The sequence below is a fragment of the Acetobacteraceae bacterium genome (assembly GCA_004843345.1).
Lineage (GTDB): Bacteria > Pseudomonadota > Alphaproteobacteria > Acetobacterales > Acetobacteraceae.
Genome location: CP039460.1, coordinates 1385001 through 1399506, shown reverse-complemented (window position 1 = coordinate 1399506; position 14506 = coordinate 1385001). Strand labels below are relative to the sequence as shown.

Sequence of the window (14506 nt, the reverse complement as noted above, 5' to 3'; positions counted from 1 at the left end):
TTTGTTATGAAATCTTGGACCAGCCATATTAAAGAGAGCTTTTCAAAAGCCGAGAATTATGACGCTTATGCCGTTGTTCAACCTATTGCTGCGGATATTCTTGCACAAACGGTTCTCTCACGTATCAATCCTAAGAACGTCCATCGTATTTTAGAACTCGGTGCAGGAACAGGCACACTTACCCTTAAAATTGCGCCCTTTTTTCCAAAAGCGGAATATCTTTGCACAGATCTTTCCAAAGAAATGCTCAAACGAGCTGAAAAAAAAACAAGACACTTAAAGCAAAATTTGTCATTTCTTCCCCTAAATATGGAAGAGCTTTCTCAAAACCTTCCTGACAAACAGCCTCTTTCTGGAGAATTTGATCTCATTATTTCCAATCTTGCTTTCCAATGGGTGAAAGACCGCCAATCCGTTTTAAAAACGCTTCATAAAAATCTTTCAAAAAATGGCTCTGCCTTTCTCACAACCCTTTCACAAGACTCTTTGAAAGAATGGCGGGATTCTTGCGACGCTAGCGCATATCCTTGTGCTATTCCTCAATACCCGTCTTGCAAGATGCTGGAGGCCGAGTACGAGACCTGTAAATGGAAATCCTACGAAATTGAAGAAAAAGTTAAAAACGCACTTTCTTTTCTAAAAGGGTTAAAGGAAATCGGCGCAACGCCAAAAAATCTCTCTTTGCATCAAAATAACAAACAAAATCTTCGGAATGTCATCGCCTTTTTTAATGCACATTACCACAAAGTGACTTATCAAATTGCCCTTGGTGAAATGTATAAATGAGAAAACTTTCTTCGCCTAAATCCTTAAATCCTTTCCCGAACCTATTCCAACAAGTTCAACCCAAAAAAGGGTTTTTCATTACAGGCACGGACACTGATGTTGGCAAAACCTTTCAAAGTGCAAAATACGTTCGAGATTTACATGCTGTTTATTGGAAACCATTCCAAACAGGTCTTAAATCTGATTCGGGGGACAGTGCCACTGTTTTAAAGGAAAGTGGCTGTCCAAAAACAGATATTTTGCCCTGCGCCTATGAATTTCAAGAACCGATCTGCCCTTTTAGTGCAGCAGAGGCTGAGAATCGAACCATTGATCCAAAAGAAATCACGCTGCCTTTTTATAATCAAAACCGAACCTTAATTATCGAAGGGGCGGGAGGCCTTATGGTGCCCCTCTGGCAAGACCTTTTTATCATTGATTTCATCAAAGCCACGAATTTGCCTGTGATTTTAGTCGCCAAAAATAAACTCGGCGCTCTCAATCATATTTTCTCGAGCCTTGCGCTCCTCGAAGCGTACAATATCCCCCTCCACAAACTCATCCTTTGGGGAGAAGACAAACAAGGGAATAAATCTGTTTTGAAAAACTTTCTTCCGCCTGAAAAATTATTATAGAGCAGGTTTGTTTCGGATTTTAGAAATTAACGTTGCTATAAAAATCGCTATACCGAATACGGTTGCTGAAATTGTGCAAACGAGTGCTAAAACAAGCGGAATCCCTGAAAGCACAGCACCCAAAAGAACAAGGCTTTGCGAAATACCATCCTTAATCCCAGCTGTGAGATAAGGAAGCAAGGCATTCATACGGGCAAGATCGAGAGAACTATCGGCAAAAAGCGGTAACATTGTCTGCACTTGCTGAAAGTAATGAAGGACCAGCTCTCCCGTTGTATCAGAGATAAACCAAAAAAAACCGCCTATAAAGGAGGAAGAAAGCCAGCCAAAACCTGCAAGATTTAAATGAATGGTTAAAATTTTTCGCCCCCGAGCCATTCCTAAAAACTCTGAGGTATAAGCCGCTATCAAAAAAAGAATGCCCATAAAACACAAAAAAACAGGATGAAAAAGAAGCCCTAAAAATGCGCCAGCCATGTACAAACCTTATCCAAAATAAGAGAAATATGATTCAAAATCACGCTATTCAGAGTTCTTTTGATGTTTTAGCACCCTAACGTTCTTTTAAAGCGAGGAAAAGCACTCAAAACTTTTTATAAACAACTTTTTAAAACAATTTATTTTTAATAAAATTTTATTTTCAGAACGCTTATTTGCTCTCTCGCCCACCGAAATAATCCAGTATAAAATCAAAGAGGTCTCAATCCTTTACACTACTCACAAAAGGAAAACTTTCTCATGAATCTCTGGACGCTTTTTATTCTATTTTTAATCCTGACAGCTATTGGCGGCGCTGCTTTTGCGGCGAAAACAGTTCTTGTTCTTTTGCTCATTCCTGTTGTTTTAGTCATTTTCGGCATTTTTTTTATTATCGCCAAAGCCAAAAATTAAAGTATAAAAAAGCGGTGCAAAACACCGCTTTTATCTAAATAAAAATACTTCAGAACATCCTTTGATAAATATCATCTCTCAAAATATGTTTATGGTAAAAAGCCGCCATGATATGCAACACAATTAAAACGGCCAAGGCAACCGCTAGCCAAAGATGCCAACCTGCAAAAACCGTATGAAGAGAGGCATTCTTTGCCACTAGACCCGGTAGAATAAAATCACCCCAAATCCTAACCGGATAACCGCCAGCAGAAGTCATCAGCCAGCCAGACAAAGGCATTCCAAGCATTAAAAAATAAAGCGCAATTTGCATGGAATAAGCTGCTATTTTCTGATCTACAGGCGTTTCCACAGGCAAAAGCGGATTTTTCGTTGCAAAACGCACAATAATACGAAGAAAAATTAGGCCAAACAATAAAATCCCCACAGGTCTATGAAATGCAAGAATTTGAGAAAAATAAGGGGTTAAATCCAGTGCCATAATCAGCCCTGTGATCAATTCAAATAAAATGCAAAGCGCCATTAACGAATGAATCACACGAAGCGATGGCGAAAATTTTAAATTTGGAAGAGTATTATTCATTTTCTTAGCTTAATTGAGGTCTTTTTCGGGCTTTAAAGCATACCCTACGGCACATTCCTCCAAATATCCATCAGAGCGCTTCAAACTTATCTGCCTCAAGTAGTAAAATTTAGCGCTGAATCAAGAGACGCAATGAGATTAAAAAATTTCCCATGTGGATTTAAATCCCAACATAGCCGCATTTCTCAAGTTATGTTGTCCGTTTGGATTAAAGTAATATTCAAAAACAGGTTCAATAATCAGCCCGTGCCCAAAGGAAATAGAATAATCGCATTCTAAAATAGACGTTCCAAACTGTCTTCCTGTTGCATGATTGGGCAACCCTTCACCTTTATTGAGCAAAATCCCGTCCGTCGCTGTAACACCTGGAGAAATCCCTTCATGAGTAAAAGCAAAATTTAAAGAATCATACGGACGCGATTTAAAAATACCACGATCAATAAAGGCACCGTAAACCTCCCAGTTTCTTACAGACGTTCTCCTATCATTCCATAAGAAACCTGCCAGAAAAGTCATACCTCGCCGCTTTTCGTGGTAATGTGTCCAGACCTTCTGATCTGCCATAAACCAAACACCATAACTATCCTCAACATTTCCTGGCTTTGTTCCTGTCAAGGCATAAGACTGCCCTTGTGAATTATAAAAATTATCTGCTGTTGGCGCATGTTGCCAAACACCACCTATTTTATAATGCCCCTCCAATTTTCCTCTAAAGACAGGCTCCCATCCACCTTCTAAGGGAAGCCGCCAACCTTTTACAGTTGCGCCATTAAATTTAAAACCTGTCCTATGCTGCGCATTTCCGTAAATACCTTCTTCCGCAGCAAAGGCGCCTACCTGCATATAAGTGTGCTGTGTTGGACGGACACGAATACGTGCTGCCCAGACAGATGCAGGGTAACCGCTTGAGTACGGACTATCGGTTGCCGCCTTCGGACGGCCACACATACTGTTGTTCATAAAGTTACAAAAAAGGGGGCTACTCTGGAAGCTTCCCATTTCTCCCATAAGCCCCCCTGCAATAGCTATCCTTTGATGGTAAAGTGTTTCTTCGCCATAGGCATATACCAAGTGAATAGCAACGTTACCGCCGCCGCCATAATCTTCCGAGGAATGGTTTAGCCAATCCCCAAACATTCGGTTTGCTGTCGTTCCGTAACGCCCCACAGTCACAACATGAGTTGCAAAACCTGGAATACCGGCAAGTTTTGCCCAGTCAATATCTAAAGATTCAGAAAGCTGCCCTGCGTCACTTCCGCCTTTTTTATATTGTGCAAAGCCTGGTGTCGGATCTGTAATAGCTCCGGCAAATTCATTGGTGTTTTGCACAAGGAAATTAACACCATATTTACGCAGCCATGAAGTCGCCCCAAAGCCACCAGGGAAAAGCGCCTGTGGCACAACAAAAGAGGGGGTCGAAATCGCACCAACTTTATTCTTTGGAGCAGCGGGTTCTGAAACACGAATAGATGGGAAGTTACCAATATTTACATCCATCGTCTGAGCACACGAAGAATGTGGAAAGAAAAGACTAATTTGGAAAAACAAGCATGCAACGAGTTTCCCAATCAAAGGGAATCTACGCCAAAGAAACTTTAGCCTTGAAAAAACAAAAAAAGTCTTCACTCTGGGCTTCCAATACACCAAAGGACTAAAAAACAATTTCTATCGCTGAGATGGCATTATACCCTTTCAATTAGCAAAACAAGATTTTTCTCAAGACGAAAAACAAAAAATAGACTAAATCTAAATTCAAGAAATTACCCTTTGGCATAACACTGTGAAGCTTTCGAATGAATAACCTCTCTTCTACACAGAACCCCATCACTTTCTGCGCCCAATATATTGCAGAAAATCCTCTTCTGTTACCATTGGAAGAGCTCAAGCTGGTAGCACAGAAAAATGAAGTTCTAAGCGACATAGAAAAAACAACCTTAAAGGAAGCGCATCTCTTTGCGCTTTGTAAATCGTCCGAAACTGATCCCAATCAAGAAGAGATTCTCTATATCTGCGAATGTTTTGGTGCAAATGGAGAAGGCGACATTTTCAAACGTCTCTTAAGTGATCCTCAACTCATTGAAATTATTGAAAGAGCGAAAGAAAACTGGCCTCAGGGTATTTTCTCTATTCTAATGCTTCCCTTCTCGCACGAGCCCTATCTATTGCCCGCAGAAGGTATTGCAGATGAGGATTTAGAAAAGGACCCTTTAATCCGCAAAAAAATTGAAAAAATCCAACGTCTTCAAGTACCTCTCCGACGTAAAAATGATATGTTAGAAGCCGCCTTAATCGGATATTTCCAACCAATTTATAATCAAGAATACCCAAAGAAATTTTCGTCTTCCCTTGGGAAGCTTTTAGAGAAATTTGCCCAGGCAAATATCAGTGCCATTCTCATCGAATTTTCAACAGAACAGCTTGAAATCAAATTTTTCTCGTCAACACAAACCGCTGAAAAGCAAGTTCTTCTGCCATTTGATATTAGTAGTAAACTGAAACGAAACGCTTTTATTTCTCTAAATTCCGAACCTAACGCCTAAAGCAGACACTCCTATATGCTACATTCCCTTGCCCCTCTATGGCCGTTTACGATTGCTTGGCTCATAACAGTTCTTGTTCCAGGTCTTAATTTTGTCCTTGTGACACGCACTGCTGCTCTGCATGGACGTTCTGCTGGACTTTTTACGACACTGGGAATTGGGATTGCCGCTATTCTCTGGGGATTAGGAGGATTTTTAGGCCTTCATGCACTCTTTGAATGGCAACCTAGCCTTGAAACTTTTGCTAAAATTGCAGGTGGCCTTTTTCTTGTTTGGGTTGGGATTGATCTTATCCGCAAACGCAACTCCGAATTGCACGCCCCCACAGAACAAAATGAAACAGCAGGTCCAGAAACATTCCGGCACTCCTTTTTAAAGGGCTTTTTCTGCTGCATCTCCAATCCTGACGTTCTGGTTTTTACGACTTCGCTCTTCGCAACCCTTTTCCCGGCACATGCCCCACTTTGGATGGGGCTCGCAGCAACAGGCATTATGTTTGTTATACAAGTTGGGTGGATGGGAACGCTTGCTTATTGCCTAAGTGCCCCTTTTATGGCGCAATGGTTCAATGATAAACGCAATATTATTGATATTATCGCGGGAACACTCTTTATTATCCTCGGCGGATTATTGCTCTATGCACCACTAAAAGGCCTTCTCTAAAAGAAGGGCTTGCTATTAATTTTTCAACAAAAAACCCCTGCCAAAATAGCAGGGGTTTATTTTTGGATGCGGGAGCAAGATTCGAACTTGCGACCTTCAGGTTATGAGCCTGACGAGCTACCTGGCTGCTCCATCCCGCGACAGAAAGCTAATAAATAGCGTGTATCCATTGTATAAAGACCTCTTTGAGAAAAGTCTAGCGGAAAAAGAGAGATTTTTATATTTTTCCAGTTTCCCCTAAAAAACTTCCCCTTTAGGCAAGATTATCAAAAAGAACCAGCAAACACAGACAAAGGGGAAAGTGAGTGCTGGTAAATCTACTCTTCCCAACCACTGATTGAAAAGTTTCTGGCATAAAACAGTCAAAACAACACCCAAAAAAGGATAAAGAAAATGACGCCAGCCCACTGGATAAAGAATTTCTCCCAGTGCCAATCCTGTTAAAACTGCACTGAAAGCATATAAGCCTTCTGCAATTTCGTGCGGATTATCTCCCTGCCAATAGGCGATCAAAATAGCGAGAGAGGCTGATGAAAAAGCAATAAAACTGCTTCTAAGAGAGGCTACAGCCAATCCTAAAAGCATAAGCGCACCGCTAACCCTATTATGACAGAGAAACACTTCAGAAATACTTCAGAAATACTTTGAAAAATAGCCTCTGAAGAATATAAAAAGACATTATGATCTGCTGATGATGTTGGTGCAGATAAATAGGAGCAATGTCCTAAAAAATGGCTAAATACAATGCCTATCCAACTGCTAAAGACAAAGGGCGCTGTTAAAATAGCCACTTGTTTTATGCCCAGACTCCGCATCATAAAAATCAAAAAAGTGGATAGTGCGCTTCCAAAAATAATCCAAGCCCACAGCATCGGAGAGATCACTAAAAAAGTAGGCAGCGCAATCCCGACCAAACAGCCATTATAGCCATACAGCCCCAGCCTTAAACCTAATTTATCCTGCGTAAAACAGTAAGCGCATAATGTTGCAATAAAAGTGCCCAGCAAACTACCTAGCGCAATTTGAGGCACTCCAGAAACACAGCCACTCCAAAAAATTCCTATAAAAAAGAACAATCCCGTCAAGGAATTGCTTTGAAACATAACCTGAGAATACCCCTTCAAGAGAATATCTAAAGCGTACACAACACGGTAATTTTTACAGTAAAAATGCCATAAAAGGCCGAACCGTATTTTCATACCAACGCCTTTCTTCTCCTAACGCCAAAGCGGTTTTGTTAAGCTCACTCCTAGAATTTCCTCTCGTGCAATGCGCCAAAAATTCTGAATAGCTTCTTTAACTTGATGCGCTTCTTTTCCTAAAGCTTTAAAAATTAAACCCGACTCATTTGGCAATCGACTTACCCCGTATGCAATGCCTTTTTTCTCATCATAAAGCGGTTGAAGGCGATCCATAATTGCCTGATGAAATTTAAGAGGGGTTAATAAAACGACATTTCCGAAAACGTCAAAAATCCCCATAATACCAACTGTTTTTAAAGAATATTTCTTGGGCTCTAAGACGTAGCGCTCTGAAAACAAAATCCTCCCTTCTGGGGTTTTTGCCTTTACTTGTGAGGTATAAACCTCAAAACGAAAACCAGAATCCTCTGGATGATATTTACGCCCTGACATGAGAATCTCTGAATAAAGCAAGGTTGCCGTCGAATGCAGGGTAATCTGTGTTTCATTGATAAAACGAGAGTCTGAATGGGGAATCGTAGAATCTGGCATCATTTCCAAATAGCTCCCCTCTTCCAATACAATTTTCTGTAATTGAGCCGCATAATTATGGCGCATGCTGTGAATTTTAGTGGCGGATTGTGTTGTCACATGCCCACGAGCCTCTTTAGCAACATGAATCTCCATCACCAGCCTATCGCCCTGCAAAATACATCCTGCGGTTGAAATCACAAAAATACAGGGCATTTGCGGCAGAGCTTCATCCCAATAAAGAGCCCTTTGAACAAGAAAAGGCACGCGCCGATCCATATCACGCAAAACACTTCGACCGCCACTAACCGCAAACCCCAAACGCAAATATCCCTTTTTACCGACAGTCCCTGTCGGCATTTGCGGCGGTTCATCTTGATAAGAAGCTAATTCAGGCGCTTCCGTCCCTAATCTGCAAAGCTGCTCAAAACTATCTTCAATCTCTTTCATGCTATCGCCGAAGCAGGATGGGTAAAAAGAAAATCTCGCATAATCATAGAAACAAGCGCATCAATTCCTTCTCCTGTCTTACAATTTGTTAGAATATAAGGACGTTCTCCTCGAACTTTTTTAGTATCCTGCTCCATCACTTCAAGGCTGGCCCCAACGTAAGGCGCTAAATCTATTTTATTGATAACTAAAATATCAGCCTGCACTAGTCCTGGACCATTTTTGCGGGGTATTTTCTCCCCCTCTGCCACATCAATCACATAAAGGCTGAAATCCGCCAAAGCTGGGCTAAAAGTGAGTGTTAAATTATCTCCGCCACTTTCAATCATCACAATATCACTTTCTGGAAAACGTGTTTCCATCTCCTCCACAGCGGCCAAATTCATACTTGGGTCTTCACGCACCGCCGTATGAGGACAAGCGCCTGTTTCCACGCCAAGAATTTTTTCCTCATCAAGAATGCCCCTTAACGTCCGCTTTACCTGCTTAGCATCCTCAACCGTCACAATATCATTCGTAATAATCAAAGGCTTAACCCCTAACGCTATTAACCGAGGTGTAATCACCTCAATAATCGCCGTCTTACCAGAACCAACAGGTCCTCCAATCCCGATACGGGTTATTTTTTTCATCTTGGGCTTCCCTCTTTGATTCCTTAGTTACTAAATAAACGTGTGAAGGCTTTTACATGCAAAGAAGCTAAAATCTCCTTTACAGGCGCATAGGAGGCCATTTGTTCCACCCCTCCTTTTTCAGCCTCTTCACAAAAAGACAGAATTTCCTGATTTAATTGAAATAAAATTTTTTGAATTTCAATATGGGTAATCCGCATAAGACGCAGCGCAGCGCTCAAAATCGTCATAGCAACCCCATAAAAATGCGCGACAAGCACCTCACGGGGAGCAGCCCCCAGAGAGCTCATGACGATAGACTGCGTAATAGGATACGTACCGATAGCCTCTCCAGATTTAATTTTTTCCAGCCACCACCCAATAAGCGGTTTTTCTGTCACCGCAAAAGACATTTCTGCCAATTTCTTGCCCATTCGAACAAGCATTAAACGGCCTTCTTCATTCAATCTCTGATGATAAAGCGCTCTATCATTTTCAATCACAAGCGAAGAATAATCCTCTGTCTGCAAAGCTTGGCATGTTGCAACAATGGCTCTTGCGTCGCCCGTTGCGGCCTGATAAAGCGCATCCCGTGTAAAGGCCTTCAGGGTATCAGCATTATGCACAATCCCAGTCTGAACGGCACTTTCTAAACCATTGGAAAATGCAAAACCCCCAACAGGCAAAACAGAATCTGAAAACTGAAAAAGTTGAATTAATCCTAATTCAGACATTTTACTGAAACCGCTCACTGGCATCGCTGAATTTGGAAATCAGGATTAAGGCTGACATGCACATTTGGAGTATCTGCTCCGCCAAATAATAAGCGGACTTCCGCAGCACTCAGCTTGCTTACGACCTGCTCTCCTGTCAAAAATTGATAAGGCAAATCTGGCACATGCGTCTTCACAATATTTTCCATGATCCGCCTGCTAACGCTTAAGGGAATAAAAATTTGCGCCCCCTTCACCAAAGATTTCCAGTGTAAATTACCGAACAAATTCCCCAGTTCAAAACTGATTTTTAAAAGAGATTCCGATGTTTCGTCTAAAAAAATGCCAGCTTGAAGCACTAGAACTTCTCGCAAATGCACTTTAACGATAAGAGCCCGTTTCTGCGTCTCATCCCAAAGCAGAATATCCCCTTCTTTAAGCAATTGATTTCGATCAAGAAAAATACCTAAATCCTGCCCTTTAGAAGTCGTCTTACGAAAACGACTTTTTTGCGTTTCCCATTCTGTTAACTCAAAAAGATCAATCTCTGCGCCTTCTAATTGGGAGCGCCAATCTTTCTCATCGTTAAGATTTCCGAGAATTTTTGTAATGACAATCATGGCTAAAAATCAAAACGCTTAACCAAAAAAGTAACGCTGATTCAATGCCACAGTGTGAACAGGTTCCATGGTTGTATGTTCGCCATCTACCGTGACCGCAAACGTTTCAGGATCAACATCAATTTCAGGTGTTTCAGCGTTTAACACCATATCTTCCTTTAAAATGGCACGGCAATTATGCACTGCCATGACCTGACGCTCTAAACCAAGCTTTTCTTTAATATCATTTTGTTGAGCCGCTTCAGATACAAAAGTTACACAAGTATCCAGTGCTGTCTTCCCCATAGCACCATACATTGGACGATAAAAAGTCGGCTCTGGCGTTGGCAAAGAAGCATTTGGATCCCCCATCACTGCCCAGTTAATCACACCGCCTTTAATCACCATTTTTGGCTTAGCCCCGAAAAAACGAGGATCCCATAGCACCAAATCTGCCATTTTCCCAACCTCAACAGAGCCAAGAACATGGCTAATCCCTTGCGTAATCGCTGGGTTAATCGTGATTTTAGCGATATAACGCAAAACACGAAAATTATCATTTCCAGGGGCATCTTCAGGCAATTTACCACGCACCATTTTCATGGCGTGCGCCGTTTGCACCAAGCGAAGCCAATTCTCTCCTACCCGTCCCATCGCCTGTGAATCACTCGAAATCATCGAAATCACACCCATATCGTGCAACACACTTTCGGCAGCCATTGTTTCTGGACGCACACGGCTTTCTGAAAAAGCCACATCTGCAGGCACTTTTGGACTAAGATGATGGCAAACCATAATCATATCGAATAATTCTGCCTGACTGTTTATGCCAAACGGCAAAGTCGGATTTGTCGAACTTGGCAAAACATTCATCAATCCTGCCACTTTAATAATATCTGGGGCATGGCCACCGCCTGCGCCTTCTGTATGGAAAGTATGAATGGTTCGACCTTCAAAAGCTTCAATCGTGTTCTCCACATATCCGCCTTCATTCAAACTATCCGTATGAACAGCGACCTGAACATCCATTTCATCTGCAACGCGTAAAGCATGACGCAAAGAAGAAGCAGAAGCCCCCCAGTCCTCATGGACTTTCAAACCTGCTGCCCCTGCCTCAATTTGCTCCCGTAAAGGTGCAAAATGCGCTGCATGCCCTTTTCCCAAAAACCCAACATTAATTGGCAATCCTTCAAAAGCACGCAACATTCGATGGATATGCCAAGGGCCTGCGGTAACAGTTGTGCCGTTAGACCCATCTGTCGGTCCAACACCGCCCCCAAAAAAAGTTGTAATGCCATTAGAAAGTGCGTGCTCAATCTGCTGTGGCGCAATAAAATGAATATGGGAATCAATGCCACCAGCGGTCAAAATAAGATGTTCCCCTGCAATCACATCTGTGGCAACACCGACAATCATTCCAAGAGTCGTTGCATCCATTGTATCGGGATTACCGCATTTTCCAATCGAAGCAATATAACCATTTTTAATACCAACATCGGCTTTAATCACACCCTGTTTTGCATCCAAAATCGTAACGTTGGTAATCACTAGATCTAAGACTTTATCACTGGTTAGATGATTATTTGCGCCCATACCGCCACGAAGAGACTTGCCACCACCATAAACAGACTCTTCCCCATAACCACGCAAATCTTTTTCAATCTCGACAAAAAGCTGAGTATCTCCTAGGCGTATTTTATCGCCAACAGTCGGCCCAAATAATTCAACATATTCTTTGCGGGAAATTGTCGGCACGTCTTAATTCCTTCTACGCTTTTTTCCGTGGCTCATTCATATTTTTGTAGCCCAATTTAATGGCTTCTTCTGTTCTCAGAGCCGCTTTATTCTCACCAGTCCAGGCATCTACAAGATTATTAAACCCTGAAATCGTTTTTCTTCCACCGATTGGAATTAAAGAAACCTTTACCTCATCCCCTGGTTCAAAACGAATAGCTGTACTGGAGGTAATATTTAAACGCTTGCCATAGGCCTCTAAACGATCAAACTGAAGCGCTTTATTCACTTCAAAAAAATGAAAATGCGAACCTACCTGTATCGGACGATCGCCTGTGTTGCGAACGGTAATCAGCGTTTGACGCCTTTTTTCATTAAATCTAATTGGTGTTTCTGCAAACACAAAACCGCCAATTGGAACGTCTTTTTCAGATTGCTCTTCGTCCATTATCTTTCCTAACCTGAAAATGAATTAAGCTTAAAACAGAATAAAAACTTCTATTGAATAGGGTCATGAATGGTCACAAGACGGCTGCCATCAGTAAAAATAGCCTCTACCTGCACATAAGAGATTAAATCAGGAATTCCATCCATCACGTCTTCTCGGGTTAAAACATTACGAGCGACATGCATCACTTCCTCAACAGTTTTACCTTCCCGTGCCCCTTCCATCGCAGCTGCAGTAATAATAGCGACCGCTTCTGGATGGTTAAGCTTGAGCCCCTTTTCTTTACGCTTTTGAGCAACATCTGCCAGCGTATAAACCATCAATTTTTCAATTTCCCGAGGGGTCAATTGCATCGTCTTAATTCCAAAATTCTTAAATCCAGAGCTGTTATTTAAACGAATAATAGGGATTTATCCAGCATTGAGAACCAGCCTATGCCCAATTTTATTGGAAAGCAAAGTCCCCTTTTCAAAAGGGAATTTTTAAGCGTTTTTTTTCTAAAAAAAATTAAATTTTTTTAAATAAAACTCGTTTTATCCCTTGAATCTGGGCACAAAAATCGCTTGAGGTCAAGTATGATTCTCCCATGCATTTCATGCAAGCAAAATGTGCTCAAAACGGAGATATTTATGAATTACAGAAGAGATATTGATTTAGAATTTCTCGAAGAACTTCCGTCCGAAAAATTAAATGATTTAGTTGAAATCATTATAAATAAAAATGGTGTATTAGGATTACCTCGCCTCACTGAAGAACTCACTAAATCTAAGCAATACAAAGAATATTTTCCCGATCATCACAAATATTGAAAAGTTATTGCCTCTGAAATCCAAAAATTTGGAGGAAATACAATTGCCAATTTATGCAGAAAAGAAGAAGATCGCATAAAGAGTCAATTATAAAAGGAAAGAGGAGAACAGTCTAAACAAGTTCATTCATTTGTGCAAAATCTCTTCTATCTGAAGGATTAATTGCGGTACGGGATTGTTTTTTCAATCTTGAATAAATCCCAGCTTCCTTTTTCTTGTTACTTTTCCCAATAGTCTTCCAAACTCTTTGAGTGAGCAGACAAGAACTAAAGGTCTACTTGTGCTAGCTCCCCCTTAATTCTTTTTTTGCAAAGCAAACCCCCCACTTGCGTTAATTGAGTGGGGGGTTTGTTTTAAGAGATGTGCCTTAGTAGCGGGGGGCGACCTACTTTTCCGCGTCTTGAGACGAAGTATCATTGGCGCTGAGGGGTTTAACCATCGAGTTCGGGATGGGATCGGGTTTGGGACCCTCGCCATAACCCCCCGCCGCTGAGGCACATCTGATAGGGATTGTTATAGAAGAGAAGTAAGATTGAAGAAGTTATTAAGAGATGCGTTTGGTTTGTATTGAATACAAAGCTGGAGAGGTCTGGGGGATTAGTATCTGTAAGCTTCATCCATTGCTGGACTTTCACACCAGACCTATTAACGTTGTGGTCTTCAACGCCCCAAAAAGACCTTATCTTAAGGCTGGTTTCCCGCTTAGATGCTTTCAGCGGTTATCCATTCCGAACTTGGCTACCCAGCCATGCCACTGGCGTGACAACTGGTGCACCAGAGGTTCGTTCATTCCGGTCCTCTCGTACTAGGAACAAATCCTTTCAAGTCTTAACGCCCACGGCAGATAGGGACCGAACTGTCTCACGACGTTCTAAACCCAGCTCACGTACCACTTTAATCGGCGAACAGCCGAACCCTTGGGACCTGCTTCAGCCCCGGGATGTGATGAGCCGACATCGAGGTGCCAAACCTCCCCGTCGATGTGAACTCTTGGGGGAGATCAGCCTGTTATCCCTAGAGTACCTTTTATCCGTTGAGCGATGGCCCTTCCACAAGGAACCACCGGATCACTATGGCCGACTTTCGTCTCTGCTCGAGCTGTCACTCTCACAGTCAGGCAGGCTTATGCCATTGCACTCAAAATCCGATTTCCAACCGGACTGAGCCTACCATCGCGCGCCTCCGTTACATTTTGGGAGGCGACCGCCCCAGTCAAACTGCCCACCATGCAGGGTCCTGGCCCGTGCTAAACAGGCTCAGTTAGACAACAGAAACATTCAGGGTGGTATTTCAACAGTGACTCCCTTAAAGCTGGCGCCCTAAGTTCATTGTCTCCCACCTATCCTACACAAA

The 14506-nt window shown here is 42.0% G+C and carries 17 protein-coding genes, 1 tRNA gene and 2 rRNA genes (1 of these 20 running past the window's edge); 5 read left to right on the top strand and 15 right to left on the bottom strand.

Annotated features, from left to right (window positions below):
- Nucleotides 1–6 precede the first annotated feature (6 nt).
- Nucleotides 7–786 (top strand): methyltransferase domain-containing protein, encoded by a 780-nt coding sequence (locus FAI40_06920; protein ID QCE35084.1) that lies wholly within the window; start codon nucleotides 7–9, stop codon nucleotides 784–786.
- Complete coding sequence (gene bioD, locus FAI40_06915; protein ID QCE35083.1) at nucleotides 783–1400, top strand: dethiobiotin synthase; 618 nt, start codon at nucleotides 783–785, stop codon at nucleotides 1398–1400. Before FAI40_06920 ends, bioD begins: the two co-directional genes overlap by 4 nt.
- On the opposite strand, the gene FAI40_06910 is transcribed toward bioD, so the two are convergent.
- The 3 genes from FAI40_06910 to FAI40_06900 all read right to left on the bottom strand — a co-directional run bounded on the left by FAI40_06910 (nucleotide 1395) and on the right by FAI40_06900 (nucleotide 4371).
- Nucleotides 1395–1877 (bottom strand): hypothetical protein, encoded by a 483-nt coding sequence (locus FAI40_06910; protein ID QCE35082.1) that lies wholly within the window; start codon nucleotides 1875–1877, stop codon nucleotides 1395–1397. The two genes, bioD and FAI40_06910, sit on opposite strands and share 6 nt — an antisense overlap.
- A 463-nt stretch (nucleotides 1878–2340) precedes the next feature.
- The gene (locus tag FAI40_06905; GenBank protein QCE35081.1) at nucleotides 2341–2874 is read right to left on the bottom strand and encodes a cytochrome b; all 534 of its coding nucleotides are present in this window, start codon (nucleotides 2872–2874) and stop codon (nucleotides 2341–2343) included.
- 138 nt (nucleotides 2875–3012) lie between these two features.
- Nucleotides 3013–4371 carry a carbohydrate porin gene (locus FAI40_06900; GenBank protein QCE35080.1) on the bottom strand — a complete coding sequence of 453 codons (1359 nt, stop codon included), beginning with the start codon at nucleotides 4369–4371 and terminating at the stop codon, nucleotides 3013–3015.
- A gap of 296 nt (nucleotides 4372–4667) precedes the next feature.
- Here FAI40_06900 and FAI40_06895 point away from each other — a divergent pair, with 296 nt between their 5' ends.
- Nucleotides 4668–5414, top strand: coding sequence for a hypothetical protein (locus tag FAI40_06895; protein ID QCE35079.1), 747 nt, complete (start codon nucleotides 4668–4670; stop codon nucleotides 5412–5414).
- A 15-nt stretch (nucleotides 5415–5429) separates the two neighbouring features.
- Nucleotides 5430–6077 carry a LysE family translocator gene (locus tag FAI40_06890; GenBank protein QCE35078.1) on the top strand — a complete coding sequence of 216 codons (648 nt, stop codon included), beginning with the start codon at nucleotides 5430–5432 and terminating at the stop codon, nucleotides 6075–6077.
- A 63-nt stretch (nucleotides 6078–6140) separates the two neighbouring features.
- Here FAI40_06890 and FAI40_06885 read toward each other — a convergent pair.
- The 10 genes from FAI40_06885 to FAI40_06840 form a co-directional block, all read right to left on the bottom strand.
- Nucleotides 6141–6217, bottom strand: a tRNA-Met gene (locus FAI40_06885).
- Nucleotides 6218–6314: 97 nt separating this feature from the next.
- Nucleotides 6315–6662, bottom strand: a complete 348-nt coding sequence (locus FAI40_06880) for an urea transporter (GenBank protein ID QCE35077.1) — start codon at nucleotides 6660–6662, stop codon at nucleotides 6315–6317.
- Entirely contained in the window at nucleotides 6653–7276 is a 624-nt protein-coding gene (locus FAI40_06875; GenBank protein QCE35076.1) for an urea transporter, read from the bottom strand. Before FAI40_06875 ends, FAI40_06880 begins: the two co-directional genes overlap by 10 nt.
- An 18-nt stretch (nucleotides 7277–7294) precedes the next feature.
- Nucleotides 7295–8239 carry an urease accessory protein gene (locus tag FAI40_06870; protein QCE35075.1) on the bottom strand — a complete coding sequence of 315 codons (945 nt, stop codon included), beginning with the start codon at nucleotides 8237–8239 and terminating at the stop codon, nucleotides 7295–7297.
- Nucleotides 8236–8871, bottom strand: coding sequence for an urease accessory protein UreG (gene ureG, locus FAI40_06865; GenBank protein ID QCE35074.1), 636 nt, complete (start codon nucleotides 8869–8871; stop codon nucleotides 8236–8238). Before ureG ends, FAI40_06870 begins: the two co-directional genes overlap by 4 nt.
- Before the next feature lie 23 nt (nucleotides 8872–8894).
- Entirely contained in the window at nucleotides 8895–9584 is a 690-nt protein-coding gene (locus FAI40_06860) for an urease accessory protein UreF (protein QCE35073.1), read from the bottom strand.
- A 14-nt stretch (nucleotides 9585–9598) separates the two neighbouring features.
- Nucleotides 9599–10183 carry an urease accessory protein UreE gene (ureE, locus tag FAI40_06855; GenBank protein QCE35072.1) on the bottom strand — a complete coding sequence of 195 codons (585 nt, stop codon included), beginning with the start codon at nucleotides 10181–10183 and terminating at the stop codon, nucleotides 9599–9601.
- 18 nt (nucleotides 10184–10201) lie between these two features.
- Nucleotides 10202–11917 carry an urease subunit alpha gene (locus tag FAI40_06850; GenBank protein QCE35071.1) on the bottom strand — a complete coding sequence of 572 codons (1716 nt, stop codon included), beginning with the start codon at nucleotides 11915–11917 and terminating at the stop codon, nucleotides 10202–10204.
- A gap of 13 nt (nucleotides 11918–11930) precedes the next feature.
- Nucleotides 11931–12344 carry an urease subunit beta gene (locus FAI40_06845; protein ID QCE35070.1) on the bottom strand — a complete coding sequence of 138 codons (414 nt, stop codon included), beginning with the start codon at nucleotides 12342–12344 and terminating at the stop codon, nucleotides 11931–11933.
- A gap of 50 nt (nucleotides 12345–12394) precedes the next feature.
- Nucleotides 12395–12697 carry an urease subunit gamma gene (locus FAI40_06840; protein ID QCE35069.1) on the bottom strand — a complete coding sequence of 101 codons (303 nt, stop codon included), beginning with the start codon at nucleotides 12695–12697 and terminating at the stop codon, nucleotides 12395–12397.
- 222 nt (nucleotides 12698–12919) lie between these two features.
- On the opposite strand from FAI40_06840, the gene FAI40_06835 reads away from it, so the two are divergent.
- Nucleotides 12920–13153: a DUF3944 domain-containing protein gene (locus FAI40_06835; GenBank protein QCE35068.1), complete on the top strand. Its 234-nt coding sequence runs from the start codon at nucleotides 12920–12922 to the stop codon at nucleotides 13151–13153.
- 372 nt (nucleotides 13154–13525) lie between these two features.
- Here the strand turns inward: FAI40_06835 and rrf are convergent.
- Both rrf and FAI40_06825 read right to left on the bottom strand, forming a co-directional pair.
- Nucleotides 13526–13640 (bottom strand): 5S ribosomal RNA (gene rrf, locus FAI40_06830).
- Nucleotides 13641–13743: 103 nt separating this feature from the next.
- Nucleotides 13744–14506, bottom strand: a 23S ribosomal RNA gene (locus FAI40_06825); it runs 1966 nt beyond the window's last position.

Excerpts from the sequence above, each read along its gene's own strand:
- FAI40_06920 (QCE35084.1), top strand. The coding sequence starts at position 7 with ATGAAATCTTGGACCAGCCATATTAAAGAGAGCTTTTCAAAAGCCGAG.
- bioD (QCE35083.1), top strand. The coding sequence starts at position 783 with ATGAGAAAACTTTCTTCGCCTAAATCCTTAAATCCTTTCCCGAACCTA.
- FAI40_06910 (QCE35082.1), bottom strand. The coding sequence starts at position 1,877 with ATGGCTGGCGCATTTTTAGGGCTTCTTTTTCATCCTGTTTTTTTGTGT.
- FAI40_06905 (QCE35081.1), bottom strand. The coding sequence starts at position 2,874 with ATGAATAATACTCTTCCAAATTTAAAATTTTCGCCATCGCTTCGTGTG.
- FAI40_06900 (QCE35080.1), bottom strand. The coding sequence starts at position 4,371 with ATGGATGTAAATATTGGTAACTTCCCATCTATTCGTGTTTCAGAACCC.
- FAI40_06895 (QCE35079.1), top strand. The coding sequence starts at position 4,668 with ATGAATAACCTCTCTTCTACACAGAACCCCATCACTTTCTGCGCCCAA.
- FAI40_06890 (QCE35078.1), top strand. The coding sequence starts at position 5,430 with ATGCTACATTCCCTTGCCCCTCTATGGCCGTTTACGATTGCTTGGCTC.
- FAI40_06880 (QCE35077.1), bottom strand. The coding sequence starts at position 6,662 with ATGCTTTTAGGATTGGCTGTAGCCTCTCTTAGAAGCAGTTTTATTGCT.
- FAI40_06875 (QCE35076.1), bottom strand. The coding sequence starts at position 7,276 with ATGAAAATACGGTTCGGCCTTTTATGGCATTTTTACTGTAAAAATTAC.
- FAI40_06870 (QCE35075.1), bottom strand. The coding sequence starts at position 8,239 with ATGAAAGAGATTGAAGATAGTTTTGAGCAGCTTTGCAGATTAGGGACG.
- ureG (QCE35074.1), bottom strand. The coding sequence starts at position 8,871 with ATGAAAAAAATAACCCGTATCGGGATTGGAGGACCTGTTGGTTCTGGT.
- FAI40_06860 (QCE35073.1), bottom strand. The coding sequence starts at position 9,584 with ATGTCTGAATTAGGATTAATTCAACTTTTTCAGTTTTCAGATTCTGTT.
- ureE (QCE35072.1), bottom strand. The coding sequence starts at position 10,183 with ATGATTGTCATTACAAAAATTCTCGGAAATCTTAACGATGAGAAAGAT.
- FAI40_06845 (QCE35070.1), bottom strand. The coding sequence starts at position 12,344 with ATGGACGAAGAGCAATCTGAAAAAGACGTTCCAATTGGCGGTTTTGTG.
- FAI40_06840 (QCE35069.1), bottom strand. The coding sequence starts at position 12,697 with ATGCAATTGACCCCTCGGGAAATTGAAAAATTGATGGTTTATACGCTG.
- FAI40_06835 (QCE35068.1), top strand. The coding sequence starts at position 12,920 with ATGATTCTCCCATGCATTTCATGCAAGCAAAATGTGCTCAAAACGGAG.